Genomic DNA, 21,131 nt, shown 5'->3' with positions numbered 1-21,131 from the left:
CACTACTGGAATCGCTTAAAAGCATTGACCAGCCTATCCGGTAACTCTTCATTGCAGGCGAGTTTATAGTCATTATAGGAACAGGGAACGAGATAATGGCGCTGGTATTTTTTATTGCTCATAACCGGGATCTGGAGCCACCACCGGCCGCTGCGCTGACTTTTCCAAAAGACGATCTGCTCATGGTTGAAATTGACGATGTATTCCATCAGGCCCTGAGTGGAAACGGGAAAGTCATTTTTACGGTTGTAATACCCGTCGATGAAATACCAGATCATCTGTGCGATGACTTCTGCCGTTTGCTCGTTGCCATACTCATGTTTTTTAAACCCGTAAACGCCATAGGAGCGCAGCTTATCGCTCATGCCAGCATACCGGGAAATTTTACAGGCCTCTTCAACGGTAAATCCGGTAGGAGTGGGACGGGATTGTGCAGGCACTTCGGCCTGCTTCATGGCTGAAATATTAAACCCCAATAGGTCTGCATCGCGCACCACGGGTTCCATTTCACTCATATTGTTGCGGGCATCGCCGAGGCCGATATATTCAAAATGAAGTTTGTCAAAGAATTTTTTCGATTCAGGGTTGATGTAATGGCGTTGGCATCCCATGATCCCCAGGTGAAAAAGGTGGGATCTTTTTTCCGTGAGGATCTCATCAAGATAAAGGGCATTCGGGCCGTCGGGATTACCGGAAAAAGGGATATTATCATCAACAAGCGCCACGTTGATCATTTCCTTCAGGCTTTTGAAAGCCTTGTATTGAGGAGCGATAAAATCAGCGGAATCCCCAATGATGATAGGAATTATTTTACTTTCGAGCAACTCTTTAATCAGGGGAATGATAAAGGCATGGGCATTTTTTTTGAAATTACCCAGGTCGGAAATACCAAGTCCCTTGAAAGGAAAACTCATTTTATACAGCGCATTGCGTACCATATTCGCCTCCTCGGCACCGATTCCGATAATAGCCAGTTTGGTATGGGTAAGATCAGGAATTTCACTGGTGTGGCAACCGATGTTGGTGCCCAGTTGATAATCCTGCAGATGACTGTCTTTAAACGGATTCGGAGATATGGGAGAAAGCCAGTTTTCCAGCATGGGTTGATTGTTTTTTGCAAAAATATAAAAAAGGTCCGGGCTTTTCTTTGAATCACAAATCAGCCTATGATTTTTTGAAAAACTGAAGGTAAAAAGCGAGTGTAAGCCATGCAATAAACAAACCTTTCCTTCTCGGTTCTGTATTTCTGTAACAAAATTAATCCCGTGCAACAAAAATGCCCTGAACAATTCACCATTTGTTTTGTTAAAAATGGCTCCCTGCAACCTTTGCCGGTGCAGTTTTCTATTAAAAATTGTAAATTGCGAGTAAAAAACCAAACATTTTTATTGATTGCTCGTATTACAATATTTAGGAATGTTTTATTGATTGGATCAAAGTACTTAAGTAGTTTTAGCATAAAAAGCCGGAGAAATAATTAATTCATGCTCAAGCAGACCATAAGCCAGAAAATGCTGCAAAAGCTGTCTCCGCAACAAATTCAGCTCATGAAATTGTTGCAAATACCGACAGTAAACCTGGAGCAGCGTATCAAGGAAGAGTTGGAGATCAACCCTGCCCTTGAAGAAGGTATGCAAGATGATGATCTGGATAACCTGGAAAGCCCGATGGAAGATGATTTTGGCGACCAGGAGAATGATAATGACCAGGAAGAAGCTTTTGAACTGGATGACTATTTGAAAGACTATATGGAAGATGATCCTACTTCCTATAAACTAAAAGGAGATAGTTATGCGGGGGCAGATGAGGAGGATAAAACGATTCCCATTGCCGTCGAAAATTCTTTTCACGATCACCTGGAAAAACAGATCGGGATGCTCGATTTGCAAAGTGAGGATGAGGAAATCATTGCCCTGCAGATCATAGGCTCCATTGACGAGGACGGTTATTTGAGAAGGGAGCCTGCGTCCATTATGGACGATTTGCTTTTCGCCCAGAATATTTTCACCTCCGAGGAGAAGATCAATCATATTTTAAAACAGATACAGCGTTTTGACCCACCGGGAACCGGAGCGCGGGATTTACAGGAATGTCTTGTCATCCAGCTGGAGCTCAAGCTGGAAAATGAGCAGTTTAAAAATGAAGACCAGGCCCGATCCATTGCTCTGGCCCTTGAAATCATCCGGAATAGTTTTGATGAGTTTGGAAAAAAACATTACGAAAAACTGATGCGGAAAATGGATATCAGTTCGGACGACCTCAAAGTAGCCATCGACGAGATCATCAAATTAAATCCTAAACCGGCCAGCGGATTTTCAGATTCCTCCCAGCGGAATTTACAATACATCGTTCCTGATTTTATCATTTCCAATCGTGACGGGGAGCTTGAACTCACCCTAAACTCAAGGAATGCCCCGGATTTACATATCAATGACCATTATATGGATATGCTGAAGAGCTACCGCAGCGCCCAGAAAGAAAAAAAAGTAAACAAAAGAAATAAAGAAGCCGTAATCTTTATCAAACAAAAGATCGACTCGGCCAAATGGTTTATCGATGCCATCCGTCAGCGGCAGCTCACGCTCCACAATACGATGTATGCCATCATGCAATATCAGTACGACTATTTCCTGACAGGGGATCAAAAGAAACTGAGGCCCATGATCCTCAAGGATATTGCCGATATCACAGGCCTCGACATTTCAACCATTTCGCGGGTAGTGAACAGCAAATATGTACAAACCGAATTCGGCACAAAAAAATTGAAAAAGTTTTTTTCCGAATCCCTTCAGATGAATGACGGCGCTGAGGTATCCACGCTGGAAGTTAAAAAGATCCTTAACGAAATGATCGAAGGAGAAAATAAACGAAAACCCCTTTCGGACGAAAAGCTCAAAGACATCCTTCAGGAAAAAGGGTACAACATTGCCCGCCGAACCGTGGCCAAATACAGGGAGCAATTGGGCGTTCCGGTGGCGCGCCTCAGAAAGGAATTGTAGCGGAAGAGGTCATTTGGCAATAGATAGATTTAAATTATTGATTAGAATAGCACGCGGATTTAACGGGTAAAACGGATTTTTAAATATCCTTAAACCAATGTTCCATTTTTATAAGAATACCCTGGATTAGCTTTAGCTTCATTTTTTAAACGGCACTCTTTAGCACCGCGCCCAAATCCACCCATTCCTTTTTCAGCCTAAATAAAAAGACTTCGCCCTTTTTCCAGAGCCTCCGGTTTACCCACATCCAGCCATAAATCTTCATCGTGGGGATAAGCCAGTATATCGTATTTTTTAGCGGCTTCGAGATAAACATCAATGATGGAAAACTTACTTTCATCGGGCATGAGTTTAAAAATATCGGGGTGTATTACCTGAATGCCACTGAAAGCCAGATGCCGGGGCGATTCAGTATCCCTTGAGGCCCTAACTTCTCCTGTTTTGATATTTTTCCAGCCACACAATTTATTCTCCTGGTCAAACTGAAGATAACGGGAACTCGCCCGATCACGCACGGCCAGGGTGGCCAGGGCATTTGACCTGCAATGTATTTCATAAAAGGCCTTGAAATCCATATCGGTGAGTATGTCGGAATTAATGGCCATAAAAGGCTCGTCGTGGAGAAACCAGGCCGCTTTTTTCAATCCCCCGCCAGTGTCGAGCAGCAAGTCCCTTTCGTCTGAAATCGCTATGTTGATTCCAAAGTTGTCATTGGTTTTTAAAAAATCAATGATTTGTTCTCCAAAATGATGGACATTGATGATGATATCCAGGCAACCGTTTTTTATTAATTTCCGAACGGCAATTTCAAGAAGAGGAACCCCATTTATTTCAATAAGGGCTTTAGGACGGGTATCGGTTAAGGGCCGGAGCCTGGTCCCCAACCCCGCTGCAAAAATAATTGCCTTCATATTCTCTCAATTTCAGTGGTTGATATATTTTATTTATATAAATATTTTATTAAATTTGCATATATACAATCAATCCAATTCGTCTAAATAGGTACAAGTTTAATCTTGTATTAAAAGTTGTTGTAATGTTTTTGGCACGATATTTGGCTTTACAATATCGACAAAAATATTCAATGATTTTAAAAACATACCATATGGGAAAGTCAAAAAATGAAACTGTCCTGTTAAAAAAAGGGAACGCCAACATCTCACTTGATTATGCCGAATTACGAAAAGCAGTTTTGGTACTTAGGGCCATCAATCATAAATTAAGACAAAGAATCATTGATTTACTCGAGCATAATGAAAATATGACCGTTACGGATATTTACATAAAAATGCGCCTCGAGCAATCAGTGGCTTCTCAGCACCTTGCCATTCTTAGAAGGGCAGGCGTTTTAAAAACAGAGCGTAACGGGAAATTCATCTACTATTCAGTAGATAAAGATCGCATGGAGCAAATTTCAAAACTAATCGATGAATTAGCTAATTAAATCAGAAAAAACTGATTTTGAGTTAATCATGGAGGGAAGGGGTCCCCTCCAGAGGGTCAATGATTTATAGCACTTTCAACGATGAATGAGTTTAAGAATAAGGCCTTTTATCTTAATCCATTCTCTGTGAATTTGAAAAGAATAAAAAAAAGACGCATATTTGCTGTCCGGGATGAAGGAAACTACACACACACTACACCACTTCATTCCGGGTCTATTTGAGAAACTATACATACTATGAGAAAAACTGTGATAAACATCAATCACGAAAAGCTTGATGATTCCACTCAGATTTTGCGTGCATTGGCCCATCCTTTAAGGATGAAAATCCTTCATTTTATTGACCAGCATGATACCATCAACGTCAATAAAATTTACAATACGTTAAAGTTGGAACAATCTATTACTTCGCAGCACCTGAAAGTACTCAGGATGTCAGGGCTGGTCATTGCCGAAAAAGACGGAAAATACATGCATTATAGTCTAGATTATAAAAAAATCGGACAGGCTATTCAAGCGATTCGCAATTTTCTGGATGAAGATATTTAGCCTTATTGGACTTCTCCTCCTTAATCTAAATTGATTTTGTTCCCCCTTTTATAACCGCTGCTAAATATCTTTTTCAGATTGATTCTCCTTATTCTCTGTTTCAGAAATAAGGATTTCGTTCGCGGCGTCAACCGGGACGGACATTGCTTCATTGGCTTGACTTCCCTCTTCTCCTGTAGTCTCCTCTTTGGCAGTAGTTTTGAAAAATTTCCTTTGAAAAATCAGGATATACAATACGCCTATGGTTATCGACGAGTCGGCAAGATTAAAAACAGGACTAAAAAAAGTATAGGTTGAGTTGCCTAAAAAAGGAACCCATTCCGGATAAATTCCTGTAAATAGAGGGAAGTGCAACATGTCTACTACCTTGCCATGCAAAAAACCGGCATATCCGCCGCCTTCAGGGAAAATCATCGCTACCTGCCCATGATAGGATTCTGAAAAAATCAATCCATAAAAAGCACTATCGAGAATATTGCCCACTGCTCCGGCAAGAATCAAGGCAAAACTAACTAGGATGCCTGTAGCAACCCCTGCTTTAATGAGTAACCGAATATAATAAGCCAGAGCAACCACGGCGACAATTCTGAACAGGCTGAGAGCCAGTTTGCCATACTCACCTCCCAGGGAAATGCCGAAGGCCATACCGTTGTTTTCTACAAAATGGATGCGTGCCCAGTTGAGGCCAAGCAGGGAAAAATAATCGTTATAGACCATATTGGTCTTTACCCAGATCTTGAGAGACTGGTCTAGCAAAAGCACTAAAAAAATAACGGAGATGATGATAACAGACTTCTTCAAACTTTTAATATTTATCGGGTTTCCTTGGCTTCAATGCTCAGCGTAGCATGCGGCACGGCACGCAGGCGTTCTTTGGAGATTAACTTTCCGGTAACGCGGCAAACGCCATAAACTTTATTTTTGATGCGAATCAATGCATTTTCCAGGTGCTGAATATACTTTTTTTGCCTGCCGGCCAGGCCAATCAATCTTTCGCTTTCCACGGTTCCGGTACCATCTTCAAGCCCTCGAAGCTTAATGTCCGGATTTTCGCCCAAATCTTCCAGCTGTTGTTCGTAAAATTCCAGTTGTTCTTTAGCAATATGGAGTTTTTCTTCAATGATTTCTCTAAATTCTTCAAGTTCCTGATCAGAATACCTGTTTTTGTTAATATCATTTTCCATAATCAAAAAATTTAATCCTCCAAAATAACACCATCGTCTCCTCCTGCATCCGCCAGTGCTCCCTGTTTGACCAAAGCGTTTTTCTTTAGATCGAGATTTGCATTTCGTGTTTTGCAAATATCCAGTGCTGAAAAAATGGCTTGGCGGAAAGAAGATTCATCTGCTTCATTTTTACCCGCAATTTCATATGCGGTTCCATGATCCGGGGACGTTCTGACGTAAGGGAGCCCTGCCGTAAAATTGATCCCGTTTTGAAGAGAAAGCGTTTTGAAAGGGGCGAGTCCCTGGTCGTGATACATGGCAAGAATCCCGTCAAATTTTGAAAATTGACCGCTTCCAAAAAAACCGTCTGCGGCAAAAGGTCCCATGGCGAAAATGCCATTTTTCTTGCTTTCTATAATGGCCGGGCGAATAAGGTTTATTTCCTCATCACCAATGGCTCCTTCATCTCCGGCATGAGGGTTCAGTCCCAGCACTGCAATAAGCGGGCGTTCAATGTTAAAATCCAGTTTTAACGTCTCATTCATTATTTTTATCTTCTTAATAATGAGTTCTTTACTGATGGATTCTGCTATTGCCGAAACCGGAAGATGGTTGGTAACCAACCCCACCCTCAAACTGTCGCTGACCATAAGCATCAGGCTTTCGTCCACCTCAAATTTATCGGTCAGATATTCAGTATGACCGGGAAATTTAAAGCCACTCATTTGCATCGCATGTTTGTTGATAGGCGCCGTGACCAGAGCGTCGATAAGCCCGTTTTTGAGATCATCGGTTGCAGCATCGAGTGACTTTAAGGCACAAATACCTCCTGATTCGGAAGCCTTACCCAAGGTGATGTTGACATTATCCTGCCAGCAATTTACGACATTGATCCGGTCAGACATCAAAGCTTCAGCTGTTCTGGCGGCATTGAATCTAAATTCGATCCCGACAATATTTTTATGATAAGAAACTACTTTTGTTGATCCATACACCACCGGAATACATTGGTTCAGCACTCTTTCATCTGAAAACGTTTTAATGATCGTCTCTAATCCAATCCCATTAATATCTCCTACACTTATTCCAATTCTAAGCTTTTCCATGCTATTGTTTTTTACGTGGTCACAAATTTAATCAATTACTTAAGCTATTTCTAATTTTACCGTAACTTGCTTTTTTTTTAAAACCATCAGATTTGAAGGCAAAAAAGTCTTACGGACAGCATTTTTTAACAAGCGAGGAAATTACCCGGCAAATTGCTGATAGTTTTACCGATGACGGGGCCTTCAAAAAAGTACTGGAAGTAGGACCGGGAAAAGGGATGCTGACGAAGTATTTGCTTGAAAAACCCTACGATTTACTGGTTGTGGAAGCCGATCCGGATATGGTGCAATACCTTAAAAAGCATTATCCGGCGCTCAGGGATCGGATTCTTTCCGCTGATTTTTTAAAGGTTCCCTTAGAAAAATTCTTCCCCGGGGAACCTTTTGGCCTCATTGGGAATTTTCCTTATAATATTTCTTCCCAGATCTTATTCAAAATGCTGGACTACAAGGAAAGTATCCCGGAAATGGTGGGAATGTTCCAGAAAGAGGTCGGAGAAAGAGTGGTGGCAAAACCCGGTGGCAAGGTTTACGGGGTGATCAGTGTTTTGGTACAAGCCTGGTATGAGGGCGAATATTTGTTTACAGTGGATAAGGAAAATTTTGATCCGCCCCCTCAAGTACAATCCGCCGTTATACGGCTCAAGAGAAAACCTCAAAGCAACCTGGGCTGTGACGAAAAGTTGTTTAAAACTATTGTCAAACAAACCTTTAGTCAGCGGCGTAAGATGTTACGCAATACGATGAAGGTTTTTTTGAAAGATAACCCTATGCTGGAAGAACCTTTTTTCTTGCAGCGGCCGGAAAAAGTAAGCGTAGAAGACTTTATTCAATTGACGAACAGGGTGAGTGAGGCAAGGGGTTGAGCCAAGAGTCAGGAAGGGAACTTTTTTTGATGAAATTTTATTTAGAATTTGATAAAAGGTACCTAATAAATAAAAAACAATCATCATAAACAATCATAAAATGAGTTTAGAACAAATAATCACCCAGGATCTTAAAGAGGCTATGAGAGCCAAAGACAAGGTTGCCTTAAGAGGAATCAGAGCCATCAAAGCGGCGTTGTTACTGGCGCAAACGGACGGCAGTCACGAGGAAATGACAGAGGATAAGGAAATTAAAATACTCCAGAAACTCGTCAAACAAAGGAAGGATTCCCTAGATATTTACGAAAAACAAAACCGGGAAGACCTTGCCCAGACGGAAAGAGAAGAGATTTCCATCATCGAAAAGTACCTCCCTAAACAAATGGATGCTGCGGAACTCGAAGCGTTCATCAAAAACATTATTACAGAAACAGGTGCTTCCTCCATGAATGATATGGGAAAGGTGATGGGACTTGCTTCAAGAGAACTGGCCGGGAAAGCCGATGGGAAAGCCATCTCCCTTGTGGTGAAGCAACTGCTGCAATAGTTGCCTAAATTTTCTGTTTGTTGGATTTTTGCTCCAACAAACAGAATAAAATGGTGTTAATAATCAAAGGCCTATGGACTGAATGAAAAACAAAATGCAAAGCCAACCAAAATAATCATTTTAACCGGCCATTAAATTAAACATTCGGATGAAGAAATCATTTGTCACGGAGATGATGCAAACCGTTGTGGACAACGGTTTTACCTGGGTGAGGGAGCAGGGTTTTGAGTGGTTTGAAAATACCCTGCGCGACGTTATGAATATCTCCGCAAAGGTTTGTCGGGATAAAGAGTTGTTGTCTGATTTTTGGACGGAACTCGGCGATTTTTTCGATATTTTGGAAGCCCCCCGGCAGGCCGCAATTGCTTATAAAAAGGCAGTGAAGTACGATAAGGAAAATGCTTACCCTGCTGAGGAACTTGAAAAAATGGAGGATGAGGTTAACGATGGCTTAACCCTCAGGGAAAAAGCGGCCACACGTATGGAATGCCGTGAATTACTTGCCAAAGGAGATGCTCAAAGTGCCCTGAAGTTACTCAAGGACGATCCGTCCAAAAAAGCTTTGCTGCTCAAAGCCAGTTGTTATTCTTTTTTGGGAAAAACCGACAAAGCGCTGAAATGCTGGGAAGCACTGGAGCTCAAAAAAGGAAATATTCGCCTGAGTCAACGCGACTGGTTTTATCTGTCTTCCAGCCTACTGGAAAATACCAATTTCTGGAGGATTCAATCTAAAATCATCAATCGGGCTAAAGGTCATTTTCCTTCCCATAAATCATTGACGGATGAGCACGGGGATACGCTACAGCCCGGAACCCGGAAAAAGGCTATCTGTGCTTTTCATATTGCCCGTTTGGAATTCGATTATGATGCCCTGATGAAGTTGTATAAAAAATACCCGGACTGGAAGGAATTGAGGGAAGCCATCAATGAACTGTCGGCGCCGGGTTCGTCGAGAGGAGCGGAATAGTATTCTAAAATAATTTTTCATCCGCCAACTTGATTAATTATCGGTGCTGAATTCGTATTTTTGGCACCATATTTTTAAAAATAAAAAAAATAACACATGTCATTTGAAGTTGAAGGTCGACTCCATAGGAAGTTTGACACTGAAAATAAAACGGAATCTTTCCAGGCAAGAGAATTTGTCATTGAAATAGATGGTGGAGGATATCCTCAATTCATTAAATTCCAACTTGTTCAGGATCGTTGTGCCCTGGTGGATCAGTATGAAGTGGGGGATACTATTAAGGTTCATTTCGACCTGAGAGGACGTGAGTGGAACGAAAAGTATTTCACCAACCTCAATGCCTGGCGTATTGAAAACGCGGCCGCCGCACAAGCTGCTGCTACCCCACCACCTTCAGATGCCAGTGCCTTCCCTTCAGCAGGAGATGAGCCTTCCGTGGCGGCTGATGACGATTTACCGTTTTAATTGAATCCGCTCCGATGCATCCTGCCATTCCTGTTGATGATGGCCACTTCAGGAATTTCCAATGCCCAAATACTTACCGGTATTGCGACCCAATGGAACGATTCTTTCATGGAATGGACGGTCTATACACCAGAGGAAGCGCCTGACGGAACTTTGTCGCTGCGATGGAGTGGCGGTAAAGACTGGACGGAGTGGCAATATTCTATCGGGGAACAATTCGGAACGATCAAACAAAAATGGGGCGATGACCCCTCGCAGTGGGAATTGAGGAGCGGAAATGAATTGATCACCATGAGAGCCATCTGGAAAGACGATTTCCGGCAATGGCGTATTGCTGGTTCCGGGGGGCAGTATGATTTCATCTGCCGTTATGGGAATAACTGGAATGAGTGGCAACTGAAAAACGGTGCCGACTTTTTCATGGTTTACGCCAACTGGGATGGTGACCCCCGTGACTGGATCATACAGGACGAACTAGGCGATGCCTATTCTTTTGCAGAAAAAATGGCAATGGTGTTCATTGCCATTTTCAACAGCAGCCCAAAGTCATGATTTCTCCAAGATTATTCGAGAATCTGCTCGGCATGTGATTTAGTATTCACCTTCTCAAATACTTTTTCGATTATTCCCTTTTCATCGATTACAAAAGTCGTCCGGAATACGCCCATGTATTCCCGGCCATACATACTCTTCTTCCCCCATACTCCATAGGCATTCAATGTTTCCTGTTCCGTATCTGCCAAAAGTGGGAAAGGCAGGTCGTATTTGGCAATAAAATTTTTGTGTTGCTTCTCACCATCCGGACTCACCCCGAGCAGGGCATATCCTTTTGATTGCAGCAGGGCATAATTGTCCCGTAAATTGCAGGCTTCTGCCGTGCAGCCCGGGGTATTGTCTTTTGGATAAAAGAACAAAATCAGTTTTTTGCCCTTGAAATCACCGAGTGAAACCTTTTCTCCTTTTTCGTTGAAGCCCGAAAAGTCAGGAGCTTTATCGCCTGGTTTTAATTGTGTCATATTGCTGGTTACTGGTTACTGGTTACTTGATACTGGTTACTTGATACTGGTTACTGGTTGCCCGTGTTGATTTTTTTCACGAGACCCGGGATTGCCTTTTAAATGGTTGACATAAACATAAAGGATTTTTAATGAGGATTGTTCAAACTTTGGGATTGTTTTTTACCGGAAACTGTCAGGATCAGGATTGGGAGGATTGGCAGGATTGGCATGGCTCGTTCCAGGCAACGTTTAAAAGGTGAAAGGAAACCAACAAGAAATTTCGCTTTTTCTTTTCTGTCAGGATCAGGATTGGGAGGATTTTTGGATTGGCAGGATTATTTTTTGCTGAGCAAGATTAACGATAAAAATGAGCCTATAATTCAAGAAGCAAACAATGACGTTTCATGATTAAAAAAATAATGCTCGTTACAACCGCCCGCTTCTTTTCTGTCAGGATCAGGATTTTAGAATGGGCAGGAATGGTTTCTGCTGAGCAATGATCAACGGTAAAAAACGAGCCTACAAGCCAAAAAGCAATCAATGACGTTTCATAAAAAAAATAATGCTCGTTACAACCTGTTAATTCAAAAAATCTTTTTCCAATGTTGTTTTATTGTTTTTCCCATCCCATACCGATAGTTTTAAGGTATGTTTCCCCCTGGGGATCCTATCGTCAAAAGTATAAATGAGCCGATTCTTTTTCGCGTCGAGTTCCATAAGTATCCACTGGTCATCAATGGTGGCATACCAGGATAAGCCTTCAGCATTTCCTGCTGTCCTAAAATTGTCATGGATGGTGAACATCATGGACGCTATCCCCTGCATATTGGCCTTGAACTGGTAGGGCTTGACCGTCGGGGCAATCGTATCAATCATGACCGTAAAATCACCCAGATCACGGACTTTGGTTTTAAGCATTTTGCCCTCCCATTTGCCTCCGTAATTGACCACTGAACCTCCTGGCGGGCAATAAGCAATGAATGCTTTGTCTTTCATGGCTTCTGGCAGTTTGTAAGGAAAGATACTCAGATCATAAAACTTATGAACCGGAGTTTTGTAATCGTGAATGTGGAAATAACTCGAATAGATATCAGCCGATTCTTCAGCAGTGGAAGCAAAATCCAGGTAAAGGTTTTCGTAAAGGGTGCCCTCTGGCATGTACAGGATCATGGAGCCGTTATCGATCATATTTTCTTCGTCATAAGGAAGAAAATAATTGTAAACGGGTTGAAATTTCTTCTCGGGCAGGCGGCTTTTTTTGATCCAGAACTCGGCCTTTGTTGTATTGCCGTTGGCGTCAGCAGCGATCAGCGTGATGCGCTCAGCCTTGCCCTCCTTTAGGGTAATTATACCTTTATTTTTCACATGATGATAAATCGGGAGCAGGTTGCCGGGCAACTGGAAGCACCGGTTGAAATAACTTTGTTTTGTAAGCTGTTGCTGGTAATCAAGATGGGCATTGATATAGCGGGTATCATCAAGAGAAAAGCCGTCTAGTTTGAATTCAAAGACAAGGGAATCATTCCTGAGCATGGAACATGAAAAAAGTCCGTTCCAGTTGGTAACCCCTGTCATGTGATCGTAGGCTTTTAGCGCCAGGCCCACCACATTGGATCTAACGAAAACCGTGTCTCCTTTGACTTGGTATTGTTGCGAATTTTTGCCTTTGAACAGGGCAAAGGTGGTGGCATCGATGGTCTCGAAATGATCCGTCATTTCGTAGACCCTTATTTCATGCAAACGCGGAGCAAGATTATCTTCCACCTTTAAACCCATGAGGAGCGGATTTACCGGTTTTTCCGAATCAGTCTCACGTACCTCAAAATGAAGATGTGGCCCAAAACTGTGTCCGGTCACCCCCATTTTTGCGATTTCTTCTCCCTTTTTGACCACAAATTGTTCCGGGTTAGGGAAAATTTCGATATCAAATTTTTGGTTCTTATACTGGTAATCTTCAATGTATTCCTGAATATTTTTTTTAAACTCCCTTAAATGGGCATATACGCTGGTATACCCGTTGGGATGGGTAACATACAGTACTTTTCCATAACCGGAGCCGCTTACTTTTATCCTTGAAACATATCCGTCTTCGGCAGACAATATCGGTTCGCCAACCATGCCTTTGATGTCGATACCGGAATGAAAGTGATTCGAACGTAACTCCCCGAAAGTACCCGACAGCCTTATCGTATGTTTTATGGGGGATTGAAAGGAGGAGGCACCGTTTTGGGCAAAACCGGTAAAGGAAAACAGCAAAAGTAAAAGTGATGAAGAGAATAAAAAGCGCATTATTTTGACATTAAATTTTAGGAATTCAATGATACAACAATACCTCTTTTTTTACGCTTTTTCCTTGGTAAATTTCAAAAACTAATTTGTCGCTCCCTAAAATGCTGAAAAACCTTTCGCCCTAAATAAGGTACGAAAACCTGCCCCCGGAAAATAACGGCAGGATTCCCGTTCCCTTATTCTGAAACCAGCTTGAAATCGACCAAAGAGAGATCCTCGTGCACGCATTGCCAGGACACAACTTTGAAACACCTGGAACTACCTTGAAACCATCCAGAAACCTCTCCAACCTAACATTTATTCCATTTTTCAAAACCAATCTACAAATCCCAACCGTAATCGTTATCTTTGTGGTTCATTTCAAAAGGATTTATGTCGAAGCAAAGGAACAAGAAGAAGGTTACGCCAAATAAAAACAAGGGCTCTTTCAGGGATAAACCCCTCAAGGTGAACCCGCCGGTAGAGGTTGTAGGCATGAGGTTGAATAAATATGTAGCTCATTGCGGGGTTTGTTCCCGTCGTCAGGCCGCTGATTTTATTAAAGATGGGGAGGTTACTGTAAATGGCGAAGTACTCGACCGGCCCGGATACGAAATACAGGAAGGAGATGTGGTGGCCTATAAAGGCAAGGTAATAGAACCCGAAGAAAACCTGGTGTATCTTTTGATGAATAAACCGAGAGGAGTGATTACCACCGTCAAAGACGACCGCGGGCGGAAAACGGTTATGGATATCATCGGAGGCAAGGTCAAAGAACGCATTTTCCCGGTAGGAAGGCTGGATATGGATACCTCGGGGTTATTACTCCTGACCAATGACGGTGACCTGGCCAAAAAACTGACCCACCCCAGCCATGGGGTCAAAAAGTTATATCACGCTATTTTAGATAAACCACTTACGGAAGAACATCTCCAGCAAATCAGAACTGGGCTGACACTGGAAGATGGCCTCGTGGAAGTAGATGGTGTCGATTATGTCAAAGGACAGGAAAAAAATGAAATCGGCATTGAGATCCACGTAGGCAAAAACCGTATCGTCCGCAGAATTTTTGAGCACCTCGGTTATACTGTGGAACGCCTGGATCGCGTGTATATAGGAGGGCTGACTAAAAAAGACCTTACCCGCGGATTCTTCCGCCATCTCACAGATCGGGAAATAATTATGTTGAAGCATTTTGTTTAGAAAAAACAGGATGTTGTATGGCACTGATTTTAGATGTTTTTTAAAACAGAAAGCTGCTAATCAGCATGGGTTTTACCCAAAATCAATACCGGTTTCAAGACTGTTTTTCTTTTAAGATTTACTACCTTTGCGCTACCATTTTCTTACCAAAATAAAATCATTCATGGACAAAAGTTTTTTAACAGAATTGGGGATTAAGGAACAAAATGACGGGACAAGCACCGGACTTAAATCCTCTAATTCAGGAAGTTATATAAAATCATATTCTCCCGTCGACGGGGCTTTTATCGGAAGCGTCAGTGAATCAACGGAAGCGGAATATGAAGCTACCTTAAGTACCGCAGCAGCGGCTTTTAAGACCTGGAGAAAAATGCCCGCACCGCAGCGGGGAGAGATCGTACGTCAGTATGGAGAAGCTTTGCGCAAGCATAAAGATGCGCTCGGCCGCCTGGTATCTTATGAGATGGGAAAGAGCCTCCAGGAAGGCTGGGGCGAAGTACAGGAGATGATCGATATCTGTGATTTTGCCGTAGGGCAATCACGCCAGCTGTATGGATTGAGCATGCACTCTGAGCGTCCGGAGCACCGGATGATGGAACAATGGCATCCGCTTGGAATCGTTGGGGTTATTTCTTCCTTCAACTTCCCGGTAGCCGTTTGGGCCTGGAATACGATGATCGCTTTGATTGCAGGTGACGTGGTCGTTTGGAAGCCCTCTTCTAAAACGCCGGTCAGTGCTGTAGCCTGCATGAATCTTTTTAAATCTATTTTGAAAGACAACAATATTCAGGAAGGAGTCGTAAGCCTGGTTTGTTCCCGTAAAGCAGGACAACTGTTGGTGGATGATAAAAGAGTGCCACTGATCTCTGCTACAGGAAGTACCGCCATGGGACAATTGATCGCTCCTAAGATCGCTCATCGTTTTGGTCGCTCCATCCTTGAGTTAGGAGGAAACAATGCGATAATTATTACGCCTAATGCCAATATGGAACTGGTATTACCCAGTGTTGTTTTTGGAGCGGTAGGTACGGCAGGGCAGCGTTGCACCAGTACGCGCAGAATCATCGTACATGAAGCTATTTACGATGAAGTGAAAGCGAAACTCGCAAATGCTTATGCCCAGTTAAGGATTGGGGATCCTTTGGATATGAACAACCACGTAGGCCCGTTAATTGATGAAACGGCTGTTAATGATTACCTACGTGCCATTGAAGAAGTAAAAAAAGCAGGAGGTTCATTTGTGGTAGAAGGCGGTGTACTGGAAGGAGCGCAGTATGGAACAGGATTCTACGTCAAACCATGTATCGCAGAGGTGGAGAATCACTGGGAAATTGTTCAGCAAGAGACTTTTGCCCCGGTATTATACATGATTAAATATAAGGATATCGATGAGGCCATTGCCATGCAAAATGATGTTCCTCAAGGGCTTTCTTCTGCTATTTTAACGGATAGTGTCAGAGAAGCAGAGGCATTTCTCAGTTGTGCCGGCTCAGATTGCGGTATTGCCAATGTAAATATCGGCACCAGTGGTGCAGAGATCGGAGGCGCTTTTGGAGGTGAAAAAGAAACAGGCGGAGGTCGCGAAAGCGGTTCGGATTCCTGGAAAACTTATATGCGCAGGCAGACCAATACGGTGAATTACAGCACCAGTATTCCTTTGGCCCAGGGCATTAAATTTGAGTTGTAAGGAATATTTGCAAATAACAGATTGAATCATCCCGAATTTTGGCTTTTGTCAAAATTCGGGATTTTTTTTGGTGAGATACCTGAACTTTTTCCTTGTCAGTGGCTTTTATTGGTGAAAATATGTTTTGGTTATGAAGAAAGAACTGGGCTCCTGCCCGATTTGCCAAAGGCTCATGTATGATGACGGCTCGGTGGATAAACATCACTTTATTCCCAAAAGCAAGGGAGGCCGGGAAACCGAGTATATCCATAAAGTGTGCCACTCCAAGATCCATTCATTGTTTACCGAAAAAGAACTTGCCGCCGAATACAAAACGGCTGAAAAACTCCGGGAGCATCCGGAAATTCAAAAATTCCTGAAGTGGGTTTCTTCTAAAGGGCCTTCTTTTTACGACAGGAGTAAACGGTCGAGGAGCAAACCTCCGGGGAAACGGAAGTAAGGTGGAGGTTTGAAAATTGTTTGTTTGCTGGAGGGATTTTTTGCGTGAGGGATGAGCAGGGGCGGTGCAGGGCACCGGACAAGACGCGAAGCGGCGCAGGCTGATTAACCCCGAAACAGCCCGGCCCCTTGGGGACACGCCCAAAGCATTGTTTTGAAAATAAAAATCAACGAGCAATAAAAATTAATATCTTTAGGCGCATTATTTACGCTTAAAATGATTTCCGTATGAAGTTTTTTACGACCCTTTCTTTTCTTTTGCTGCTGTTTTCCCTTTCTGCCCAGGTGAATTGTCCGAATGTTTCAGCCCAGGTTTTGGGGGCTTCCTGTGCCGGAGCCAGCGATGGAATCATCAATATATCGGTTACAGACGGGGTGGCTCCTTATAGTTTCCAGTGGAATACCGGAACTACTACTCAAAATATCGCCGGGCTTTCTCCCGGGGGATATTCGGTTACGGTGACGGACAGTTTAGGATGTGTGGCTCAATTCCCCGCAGTCAATACCATAGAGATGCCTTTACTCATTCCTGATGCTACCGGCCAGTCGCTAATCGTTCCTATGGTGGTCGATCAGTTTGCGGCGGATGCTGTAGTCACTTCAGGGGATGATTTTGAGATTTGTGTAACGATGGAGCACTCCTGGTTGAGAGATCTGGCTATTGGATTGCGATGCCCTGACGGCACAAAGATCATCCTGCATGACCACCCCGGAAATGTGGGTGGAGAAGTTTTTATGGGGGAGCCCATTGATAATGATAATGATGTGGCGATACCAGGAACGGGCTACCAGTATTGCTGGAAATCCACTTCCATTAGCGGAACGATCCTTCAAAATATAAAAGGGGGATTGCAGACATTGCCGGCGGGAACTTATTCTGCTTATGAATCATTTGATAATTTTATCGGATGCCCGCTGAATGGTACCTGGTCATTGGAGATCGAGGATACCTGGGGGAATGATAATGGTTTTGTTTTTGAATGGCATTTGTTGATCAATGATAACAATGTTGAATTGCTTACGGTCCGTGATTCGGAAGTGGATTGTGCCGATTGCCAGGAAAATTTTCATTGCATGCAGTGGCTGCGGGATACCATTAGTCATAATGTGGATTTGTACGATTGGGTAGAAAAAGCGAATTGGAATGGCCGTACGGTTTTCCTGGCTTCGCATGGCAACTCAGATGATGGAGGATATACCTCATTCTTTGATTGTTCGGGAAATCTTTTCCAGACTTTTTATGCTGGATTCGTTCAGACCTATTTCCCCAATCCTCCTTTTGTGACCTTCGAAGCGCTTACGGAACGTCAGTTTATCTGGTCGGATGCAGTGGTTCTTGCCGATTGTGGTGCGGCCCTTTCTGTTGAAAATACCTCTACGACAGGTGTTTCCTGTTTTGGTGAAAATGACGGAATGGCCTGTGCGGCGGCCCTCGGAGGGTTGCCTCCTTATACTTTCCTGTGGGAAGATGGTAACGGTTTTACCCTTGAAGGAGAATGTATCGCCAATATTCCTGCGGGAGTTTATTCATTGACGGCCATTGATGCCAATCAGGTTCAGACAGAATCCGTAGCGGTAGAAATTCAACATCCGAATGAGATAGTGATCAATATCCAACTGATGCCTGATTCTGAAAATCAAAGTTGTGTGCCGTTTATTAATATTTCAGGCGGAGTGGCTCCGTTTTCCATCAGCTGGACACCGGAGGTGGTGACGGATGAAATTTTGGTCAGTGTGGAGGATGCCAATGGTTGTACCTCGGAGGCTACGGCCACTTGTGTAGTCAATGGAATCCACGAGATAGCGGGCCTGGAATATTTGAGTTTATCGCCGAATCCGACGGACGGATTGTTTTATTTCACGGCAGGTTTTAGTACCTACAAAACAGTGGAACTTAAAGTCAGGAATGTAACCGGACAGGTGGTGCTTTCCCGGGAAGTTTCAGGTAAATCGCTGGAAGAGCGCCTGGACCTCGGTGGCCAGTCGGGAGGGATGTATTTTGTGGAAATGATTAGCGAAGGTAAAAGAGTGGTGGAAAAACTGGTTTTGGTAAAATAATGATCATGAATGGCGGGCCTGGCTTTAAGTCAGGTCCGCCATTCAGCTGATCTACCAAAGATCTTTTTTATAAACGCCATCGGCGATCAATTTTGCAAAAGCTTCCTGCACTTTTTCCTTATCTTCTATATAAGTTACCCCATACCAGTTGTCGTTACAGGGCAGCACGCTGACTTTTATTTTGCCCCTTTTGATAAAAGCGTTGACAAAAAGCGGAATAAAGAATTCAGCCTTAGGGTTGTTTTGGTTGGCTTCGACGAATTTGACAAATTCTTCACGGATGTCTTCAAAAATGGCGGGATGGAAACCCCAGAAATTCATGGAAACCAGGGTGCCGTCCTGGAGCGGGAAACGGTTTCCATTTTCTAAATATTCCGCTACCCCATTTTGATTCCGGCGGATATTGAGTCTTTCCACTACATCGATGAGGTAATTGTCTTCATTCATTTCACAAACTCCCCGGTTGACCTCCCCATGTTCGGAAAGGGTATTGTCCAGAAAATAACCGGCCATGGCATGATGGTCGGGGGTGCAGGATGTTGTCAAAAACCTGACCATATCCGTATAAGCGGAAACGCCGTAATAGTCATCAGCATTGATCACTACAAAGGGTTCTTTGACCACTTCATGAGCGACCAGCATGGCGTGGGCAGTACCCCATGGTTTTTCCCGGTGGGGCCATTTTGTAATCCCTTTGACGGGCGTGTCGAGTTCCTGGAATACGTACTCCACTTTTATTTTGCCTTCAAACTGGCTGCCGATTTTTTCCCGGAATACATCTTCAATATCTTTCCTAATAACAAAAACCACCTTGCCAAAACCAGCACGCATGGCATCAAAAATGGAATATTCTATAATGGCTTCGTTATTGGGGCCAACGCCGTCCAGTTGTTTGAGTCCGCCGTAGCGACTGCCCATTCCGGCAGCGAGTATCAATAAAGTAGGTTTCATAACAAGGAGTAAATTTTATGTATTTGAATGACTTCGTTTTAGTGGTTTGCGGTGGAGAACAAAAATACATGAATTTGCCTAAAAAGCAGTCAATCTATATCAGTGAATGACAATACTTCATTATTCGATATTCGATTTTCAGTTGTTCAGTAATGCCTTCCATACATTCCCAATCTTATTGATTGATGGAAGGTTCAACAAGGAATAACGGCTCAGAACCGCAGAACACCGAATAATGAACCTGCCTTCCGCTTCACGCAGTAGCAGGCAGGCACCGAATGTAGAAGTGATTTGCTACTCTAACCTCCGGATACGATTTCACTTTGCTCAACTTGAAACAATTTGAACCTATTTTTGCCCACATACTTCTCTGAAACCGTGAGTATTGATGGAAATTACAATCCCGCTTTAGCAGAAATTTCCAGCATACGATCAATGGAAGCCACGCCCTGTTCGATGATCCATTGAGGCAGGATAATTTCCGGCAATTCATGTTCCATGCACAGGTATAGTTTTTCCATGGTATTGAGTTTCATGTGCGGACATTCATTGCAGGCGCAGTTATTGGTGGGTGGCGCAGGGATGAATGTTTTGTCGGGAGAAGCTTTTTGCATTTGGTGAATGATGCCGGGTTCCGTCGCAACGATGAATTCAGTGGCTTCATCGCGCTGGGTGAATTTCAACAGTCCGGTAGTGGAACCGATGAAATGTGCTTTTTCCAATAAATGTGCTTCACATTCCGGATGGGCGATGAATTTGGCATTCGGGTGACGCATCATGAGTTTGGTGATCTTCTCATGGGAGAAAATTTCGTGCACCATACAGCTGCCGTTCCAGAGCACGAGGTCACGGCCGGTTTCCTTAATGAGGTACTGGCCCAGGTTCCTGTCAGGCGCAAAAATGATGCCTTTGTCTTTGGGAATGCTGTTGATCACATGTTTGGCGTTGGTAGAGGTACAGCAAATATCCGTCAATGTTTTAAGCTCTGCGGTACAATTGATGTAACTGACGACCACATGATCGGGATATTTTTCTTTGAATTTTCTGAACAGCGCCGGCGGGCAGGAGTCGGCCAGGGAGCACCCGGCTTTAAGGTCGGGCAACAAAACCTTTTTATTGGGAGAGAGCATTTTGGCTGTTTCGGCCATAAAGTGTACGCCTGCAAAAACGATCATATCCGCATCTGTGGCCGCGGCTTGCTGGGAAAGCCCGAGACTGTCTCCAATATAATCGGCCACATCCTGGATCTCGGAATCCTGGTAGTAGTGGGCCAGGATGACGGCATTTTTTTCTTTTTTCAATCGCTTGATCTCAGCGACCAGGTCCAGGGTAGGATCTACCTCTACATCGAGGAAGCCGGTTTGATCGAGTTTGGTGGCTGCATAAGTGTAAATATCCATGGTGTAATAGTTTTGGGCA

The 21,131-nt window shown here is 43.4% G+C and carries 21 protein-coding genes; 12 read left to right on the top strand and 9 right to left on the bottom strand.

What is annotated here, in order from left to right; genetic code table 11:
* Nucleotides 1–2: 2 nt before the first annotated feature.
* The gene (locus H6571_15075) at nt 3–1,100 is read right to left on the bottom strand and encodes a hypothetical protein (GenBank protein MCB9325060.1); all 1,098 of its coding nucleotides are present in this window, start codon (nt 1,098–1,100) and stop codon (nt 3–5) included.
* 384 nt (nt 1,101–1,484) lie between these two features.
* Here H6571_15075 and rpoN point away from each other — a divergent pair, with 384 nt between their 5' ends.
* A complete protein-coding gene (rpoN, locus tag H6571_15070; protein ID MCB9325059.1) occupies nt 1,485–2,999 on the top strand; it encodes an RNA polymerase factor sigma-54 in 1,515 nt (504 codons plus the stop codon).
* Nucleotides 3,000–3,196: 197 nt separating this feature from the next.
* Here rpoN and H6571_15065 read toward each other — a convergent pair whose 3' ends face one another.
* Nucleotides 3,197–3,910, bottom strand: coding sequence for a nucleotidyltransferase family protein (locus H6571_15065; GenBank protein MCB9325058.1), 714 nt, complete (start codon nt 3,908–3,910; stop codon nt 3,197–3,199).
* Nucleotides 3,911–4,104: 194 nt separating this feature from the next.
* On the opposite strand from H6571_15065, the gene H6571_15060 reads away from it, so the two are divergent.
* Both H6571_15060 and H6571_15055 read left to right on the top strand, forming a co-directional pair.
* On the top strand, nt 4,105–4,443 hold the full coding sequence (locus H6571_15060) for a helix-turn-helix transcriptional regulator (protein ID MCB9325057.1): 339 nt from the start codon (nt 4,105–4,107) through the stop codon (nt 4,441–4,443).
* 237 nt (nt 4,444–4,680) lie between these two features.
* On the top strand, nt 4,681–4,992 hold the full coding sequence (locus H6571_15055) for a helix-turn-helix transcriptional regulator (GenBank protein ID MCB9325056.1): 312 nt from the start codon (nt 4,681–4,683) through the stop codon (nt 4,990–4,992).
* A gap of 60 nt (nt 4,993–5,052) precedes the next feature.
* Here the strand turns inward: H6571_15055 and H6571_15050 are convergent, their stop codons facing one another.
* From H6571_15050 to pdxA, 3 genes are read right to left on the bottom strand one after another with little or no spacing between them, the layout of a single operon-like run.
* Nucleotides 5,053–5,793, bottom strand: a complete 741-nt coding sequence (locus H6571_15050; protein ID MCB9325055.1) for a lipoprotein signal peptidase — start codon at nt 5,791–5,793, stop codon at nt 5,053–5,055.
* A gap of 11 nt (nt 5,794–5,804) precedes the next feature.
* Nucleotides 5,805–6,176, bottom strand: a complete 372-nt coding sequence (locus H6571_15045; GenBank protein ID MCB9325054.1) for a TraR/DksA C4-type zinc finger protein — start codon at nt 6,174–6,176, stop codon at nt 5,805–5,807.
* Nucleotides 6,177–6,187: 11 nt separating this feature from the next.
* Nucleotides 6,188–7,264 carry a 4-hydroxythreonine-4-phosphate dehydrogenase PdxA gene (gene pdxA / locus H6571_15040; GenBank protein MCB9325053.1) on the bottom strand — a complete coding sequence of 359 codons (1,077 nt, stop codon included), beginning with the start codon at nt 7,262–7,264 and terminating at the stop codon, nt 6,188–6,190.
* 92 nt (nt 7,265–7,356) lie between these two features.
* On the opposite strand from pdxA, the gene rsmA reads away from it, so the two are divergent.
* The 5 genes from rsmA to H6571_15015 all read left to right on the top strand — a co-directional run bounded on the left by rsmA (nt 7,357) and on the right by H6571_15015 (nt 10,661).
* A complete protein-coding gene (gene rsmA, locus H6571_15035; GenBank protein ID MCB9325052.1) occupies nt 7,357–8,130 on the top strand; it encodes a 16S rRNA (adenine(1518)-N(6)/adenine(1519)-N(6))-dimethyltransferase RsmA in 774 nt (257 codons plus the stop codon).
* A 100-nt stretch (nt 8,131–8,230) separates the two neighbouring features.
* The gene (locus tag H6571_15030) at nt 8,231–8,677 is read left to right on the top strand and encodes a GatB/YqeY domain-containing protein (GenBank protein MCB9325051.1); all 447 of its coding nucleotides are present in this window, start codon (nt 8,231–8,233) and stop codon (nt 8,675–8,677) included.
* A 148-nt stretch (nt 8,678–8,825) separates the two neighbouring features.
* Nucleotides 8,826–9,644, top strand: a complete 819-nt coding sequence (locus tag H6571_15025) for a hypothetical protein (protein MCB9325050.1) — start codon at nt 8,826–8,828, stop codon at nt 9,642–9,644.
* Nucleotides 9,645–9,740: 96 nt separating this feature from the next.
* Nucleotides 9,741–10,109, top strand: a complete 369-nt coding sequence (locus H6571_15020) for a DUF3127 domain-containing protein (GenBank protein ID MCB9325049.1) — start codon at nt 9,741–9,743, stop codon at nt 10,107–10,109.
* Nucleotides 10,110–10,661, top strand: a complete 552-nt coding sequence (locus tag H6571_15015) for a hypothetical protein (protein MCB9325048.1) — start codon at nt 10,110–10,112, stop codon at nt 10,659–10,661.
* Between the two features lie 11 nt (nt 10,662–10,672).
* Here H6571_15015 and bcp read toward each other — a convergent pair whose 3' ends face one another.
* Nucleotides 10,673–11,125 (bottom strand): thioredoxin-dependent thiol peroxidase, encoded by a 453-nt coding sequence (gene bcp / locus H6571_15010; GenBank protein ID MCB9325047.1) that lies wholly within the window; start codon nt 11,123–11,125, stop codon nt 10,673–10,675.
* Between the two features lie 561 nt (nt 11,126–11,686).
* Complete coding sequence (locus H6571_15005) at nt 11,687–13,396, bottom strand: M23 family metallopeptidase (GenBank protein ID MCB9325046.1); 1,710 nt, start codon at nt 13,394–13,396, stop codon at nt 11,687–11,689.
* A gap of 372 nt (nt 13,397–13,768) precedes the next feature.
* Between H6571_15005 and H6571_15000 the strand changes: the two genes are divergently transcribed.
* The 4 genes from H6571_15000 to H6571_14985 all read left to right on the top strand — a co-directional run bounded on the left by H6571_15000 (nt 13,769) and on the right by H6571_14985 (nt 18,761).
* Nucleotides 13,769–14,578, top strand: coding sequence for an rRNA pseudouridine synthase (locus H6571_15000; GenBank protein MCB9325045.1), 810 nt, complete (start codon nt 13,769–13,771; stop codon nt 14,576–14,578).
* A 163-nt stretch (nt 14,579–14,741) separates the two neighbouring features.
* Entirely contained in the window at nt 14,742–16,265 is a 1,524-nt protein-coding gene (locus H6571_14995) for an aldehyde dehydrogenase family protein (GenBank protein ID MCB9325044.1), read from the top strand.
* A 130-nt stretch (nt 16,266–16,395) separates the two neighbouring features.
* Entirely contained in the window at nt 16,396–16,704 is a 309-nt protein-coding gene (locus H6571_14990; protein MCB9325043.1) for an HNH endonuclease, read from the top strand.
* A gap of 227 nt (nt 16,705–16,931) precedes the next feature.
* A complete protein-coding gene (locus H6571_14985; protein ID MCB9325042.1) occupies nt 16,932–18,761 on the top strand; it encodes a T9SS type A sorting domain-containing protein in 1,830 nt (609 codons plus the stop codon).
* A 51-nt stretch (nt 18,762–18,812) separates the two neighbouring features.
* On the opposite strand, the gene H6571_14980 is transcribed toward H6571_14985, so the two are convergent.
* Complete coding sequence (locus H6571_14980) at nt 18,813–19,712, bottom strand: nucleotidyltransferase (protein MCB9325041.1); 900 nt, start codon at nt 19,710–19,712, stop codon at nt 18,813–18,815.
* 395 nt (nt 19,713–20,107) lie between these two features.
* Nucleotides 20,108–21,112, bottom strand: a complete 1,005-nt coding sequence (nadA, locus tag H6571_14975) for a quinolinate synthase NadA (GenBank protein MCB9325040.1) — start codon at nt 21,110–21,112, stop codon at nt 20,108–20,110.
* Nucleotides 21,113–21,131 lie beyond the last annotated feature (19 nt).

It is taken from the genome of Lewinellaceae bacterium, assembly GCA_020636105.1.
In the GTDB taxonomy this organism is placed as follows: Bacteria; Bacteroidota; Bacteroidia; order Chitinophagales; family Saprospiraceae; genus BCD1.
The sequence above is the reverse complement of the archived record's forward strand: the minus strand, read 5'-3'. Positions and strand labels throughout refer to the sequence as shown.

Bases quoted from the DNA above. Each gene is read 5' to 3' on its own strand.
- H6571_15075 (MCB9325060.1), bottom strand. From the start codon at position 1,100: ATGCTGGAAAACTGGCTTTCTCCCATATCTCCGAATCCGTTTAAAGAC.
- rpoN (MCB9325059.1), top strand. From the start codon at position 1,485: ATGCTCAAGCAGACCATAAGCCAGAAAATGCTGCAAAAGCTGTCTCCG.
- H6571_15065 (MCB9325058.1), bottom strand. From the start codon at position 3,910: ATGAAGGCAATTATTTTTGCAGCGGGGTTGGGGACCAGGCTCCGGCCC.
- H6571_15060 (MCB9325057.1), top strand. From the start codon at position 4,105: ATGGGAAAGTCAAAAAATGAAACTGTCCTGTTAAAAAAAGGGAACGCC.
- H6571_15055 (MCB9325056.1), top strand. From the start codon at position 4,681: ATGAGAAAAACTGTGATAAACATCAATCACGAAAAGCTTGATGATTCC.
- H6571_15045 (MCB9325054.1), bottom strand. From the start codon at position 6,176: ATGGAAAATGATATTAACAAAAACAGGTATTCTGATCAGGAACTTGAA.
- pdxA (MCB9325053.1), bottom strand. From the start codon at position 7,264: ATGGAAAAGCTTAGAATTGGAATAAGTGTAGGAGATATTAATGGGATT.
- H6571_15030 (MCB9325051.1), top strand. From the start codon at position 8,231: ATGAGTTTAGAACAAATAATCACCCAGGATCTTAAAGAGGCTATGAGA.
- H6571_15025 (MCB9325050.1), top strand. From the start codon at position 8,826: ATGAAGAAATCATTTGTCACGGAGATGATGCAAACCGTTGTGGACAAC.
- H6571_15020 (MCB9325049.1), top strand. From the start codon at position 9,741: ATGTCATTTGAAGTTGAAGGTCGACTCCATAGGAAGTTTGACACTGAA.
- bcp (MCB9325047.1), bottom strand. From the start codon at position 11,125: ATGACACAATTAAAACCAGGCGATAAAGCTCCTGACTTTTCGGGCTTC.
- H6571_15005 (MCB9325046.1), bottom strand. From the start codon at position 13,396: ATGCGCTTTTTATTCTCTTCATCACTTTTACTTTTGCTGTTTTCCTTT.
- H6571_15000 (MCB9325045.1), top strand. From the start codon at position 13,769: ATGTCGAAGCAAAGGAACAAGAAGAAGGTTACGCCAAATAAAAACAAG.
- H6571_14995 (MCB9325044.1), top strand. From the start codon at position 14,742: ATGGACAAAAGTTTTTTAACAGAATTGGGGATTAAGGAACAAAATGAC.
- H6571_14990 (MCB9325043.1), top strand. From the start codon at position 16,396: ATGAAGAAAGAACTGGGCTCCTGCCCGATTTGCCAAAGGCTCATGTAT.
- H6571_14985 (MCB9325042.1), top strand. From the start codon at position 16,932: ATGAAGTTTTTTACGACCCTTTCTTTTCTTTTGCTGCTGTTTTCCCTT.
- H6571_14980 (MCB9325041.1), bottom strand. From the start codon at position 19,712: ATGAAACCTACTTTATTGATACTCGCTGCCGGAATGGGCAGTCGCTAC.
- nadA (MCB9325040.1), bottom strand. From the start codon at position 21,112: ATGGATATTTACACTTATGCAGCCACCAAACTCGATCAAACCGGCTTC.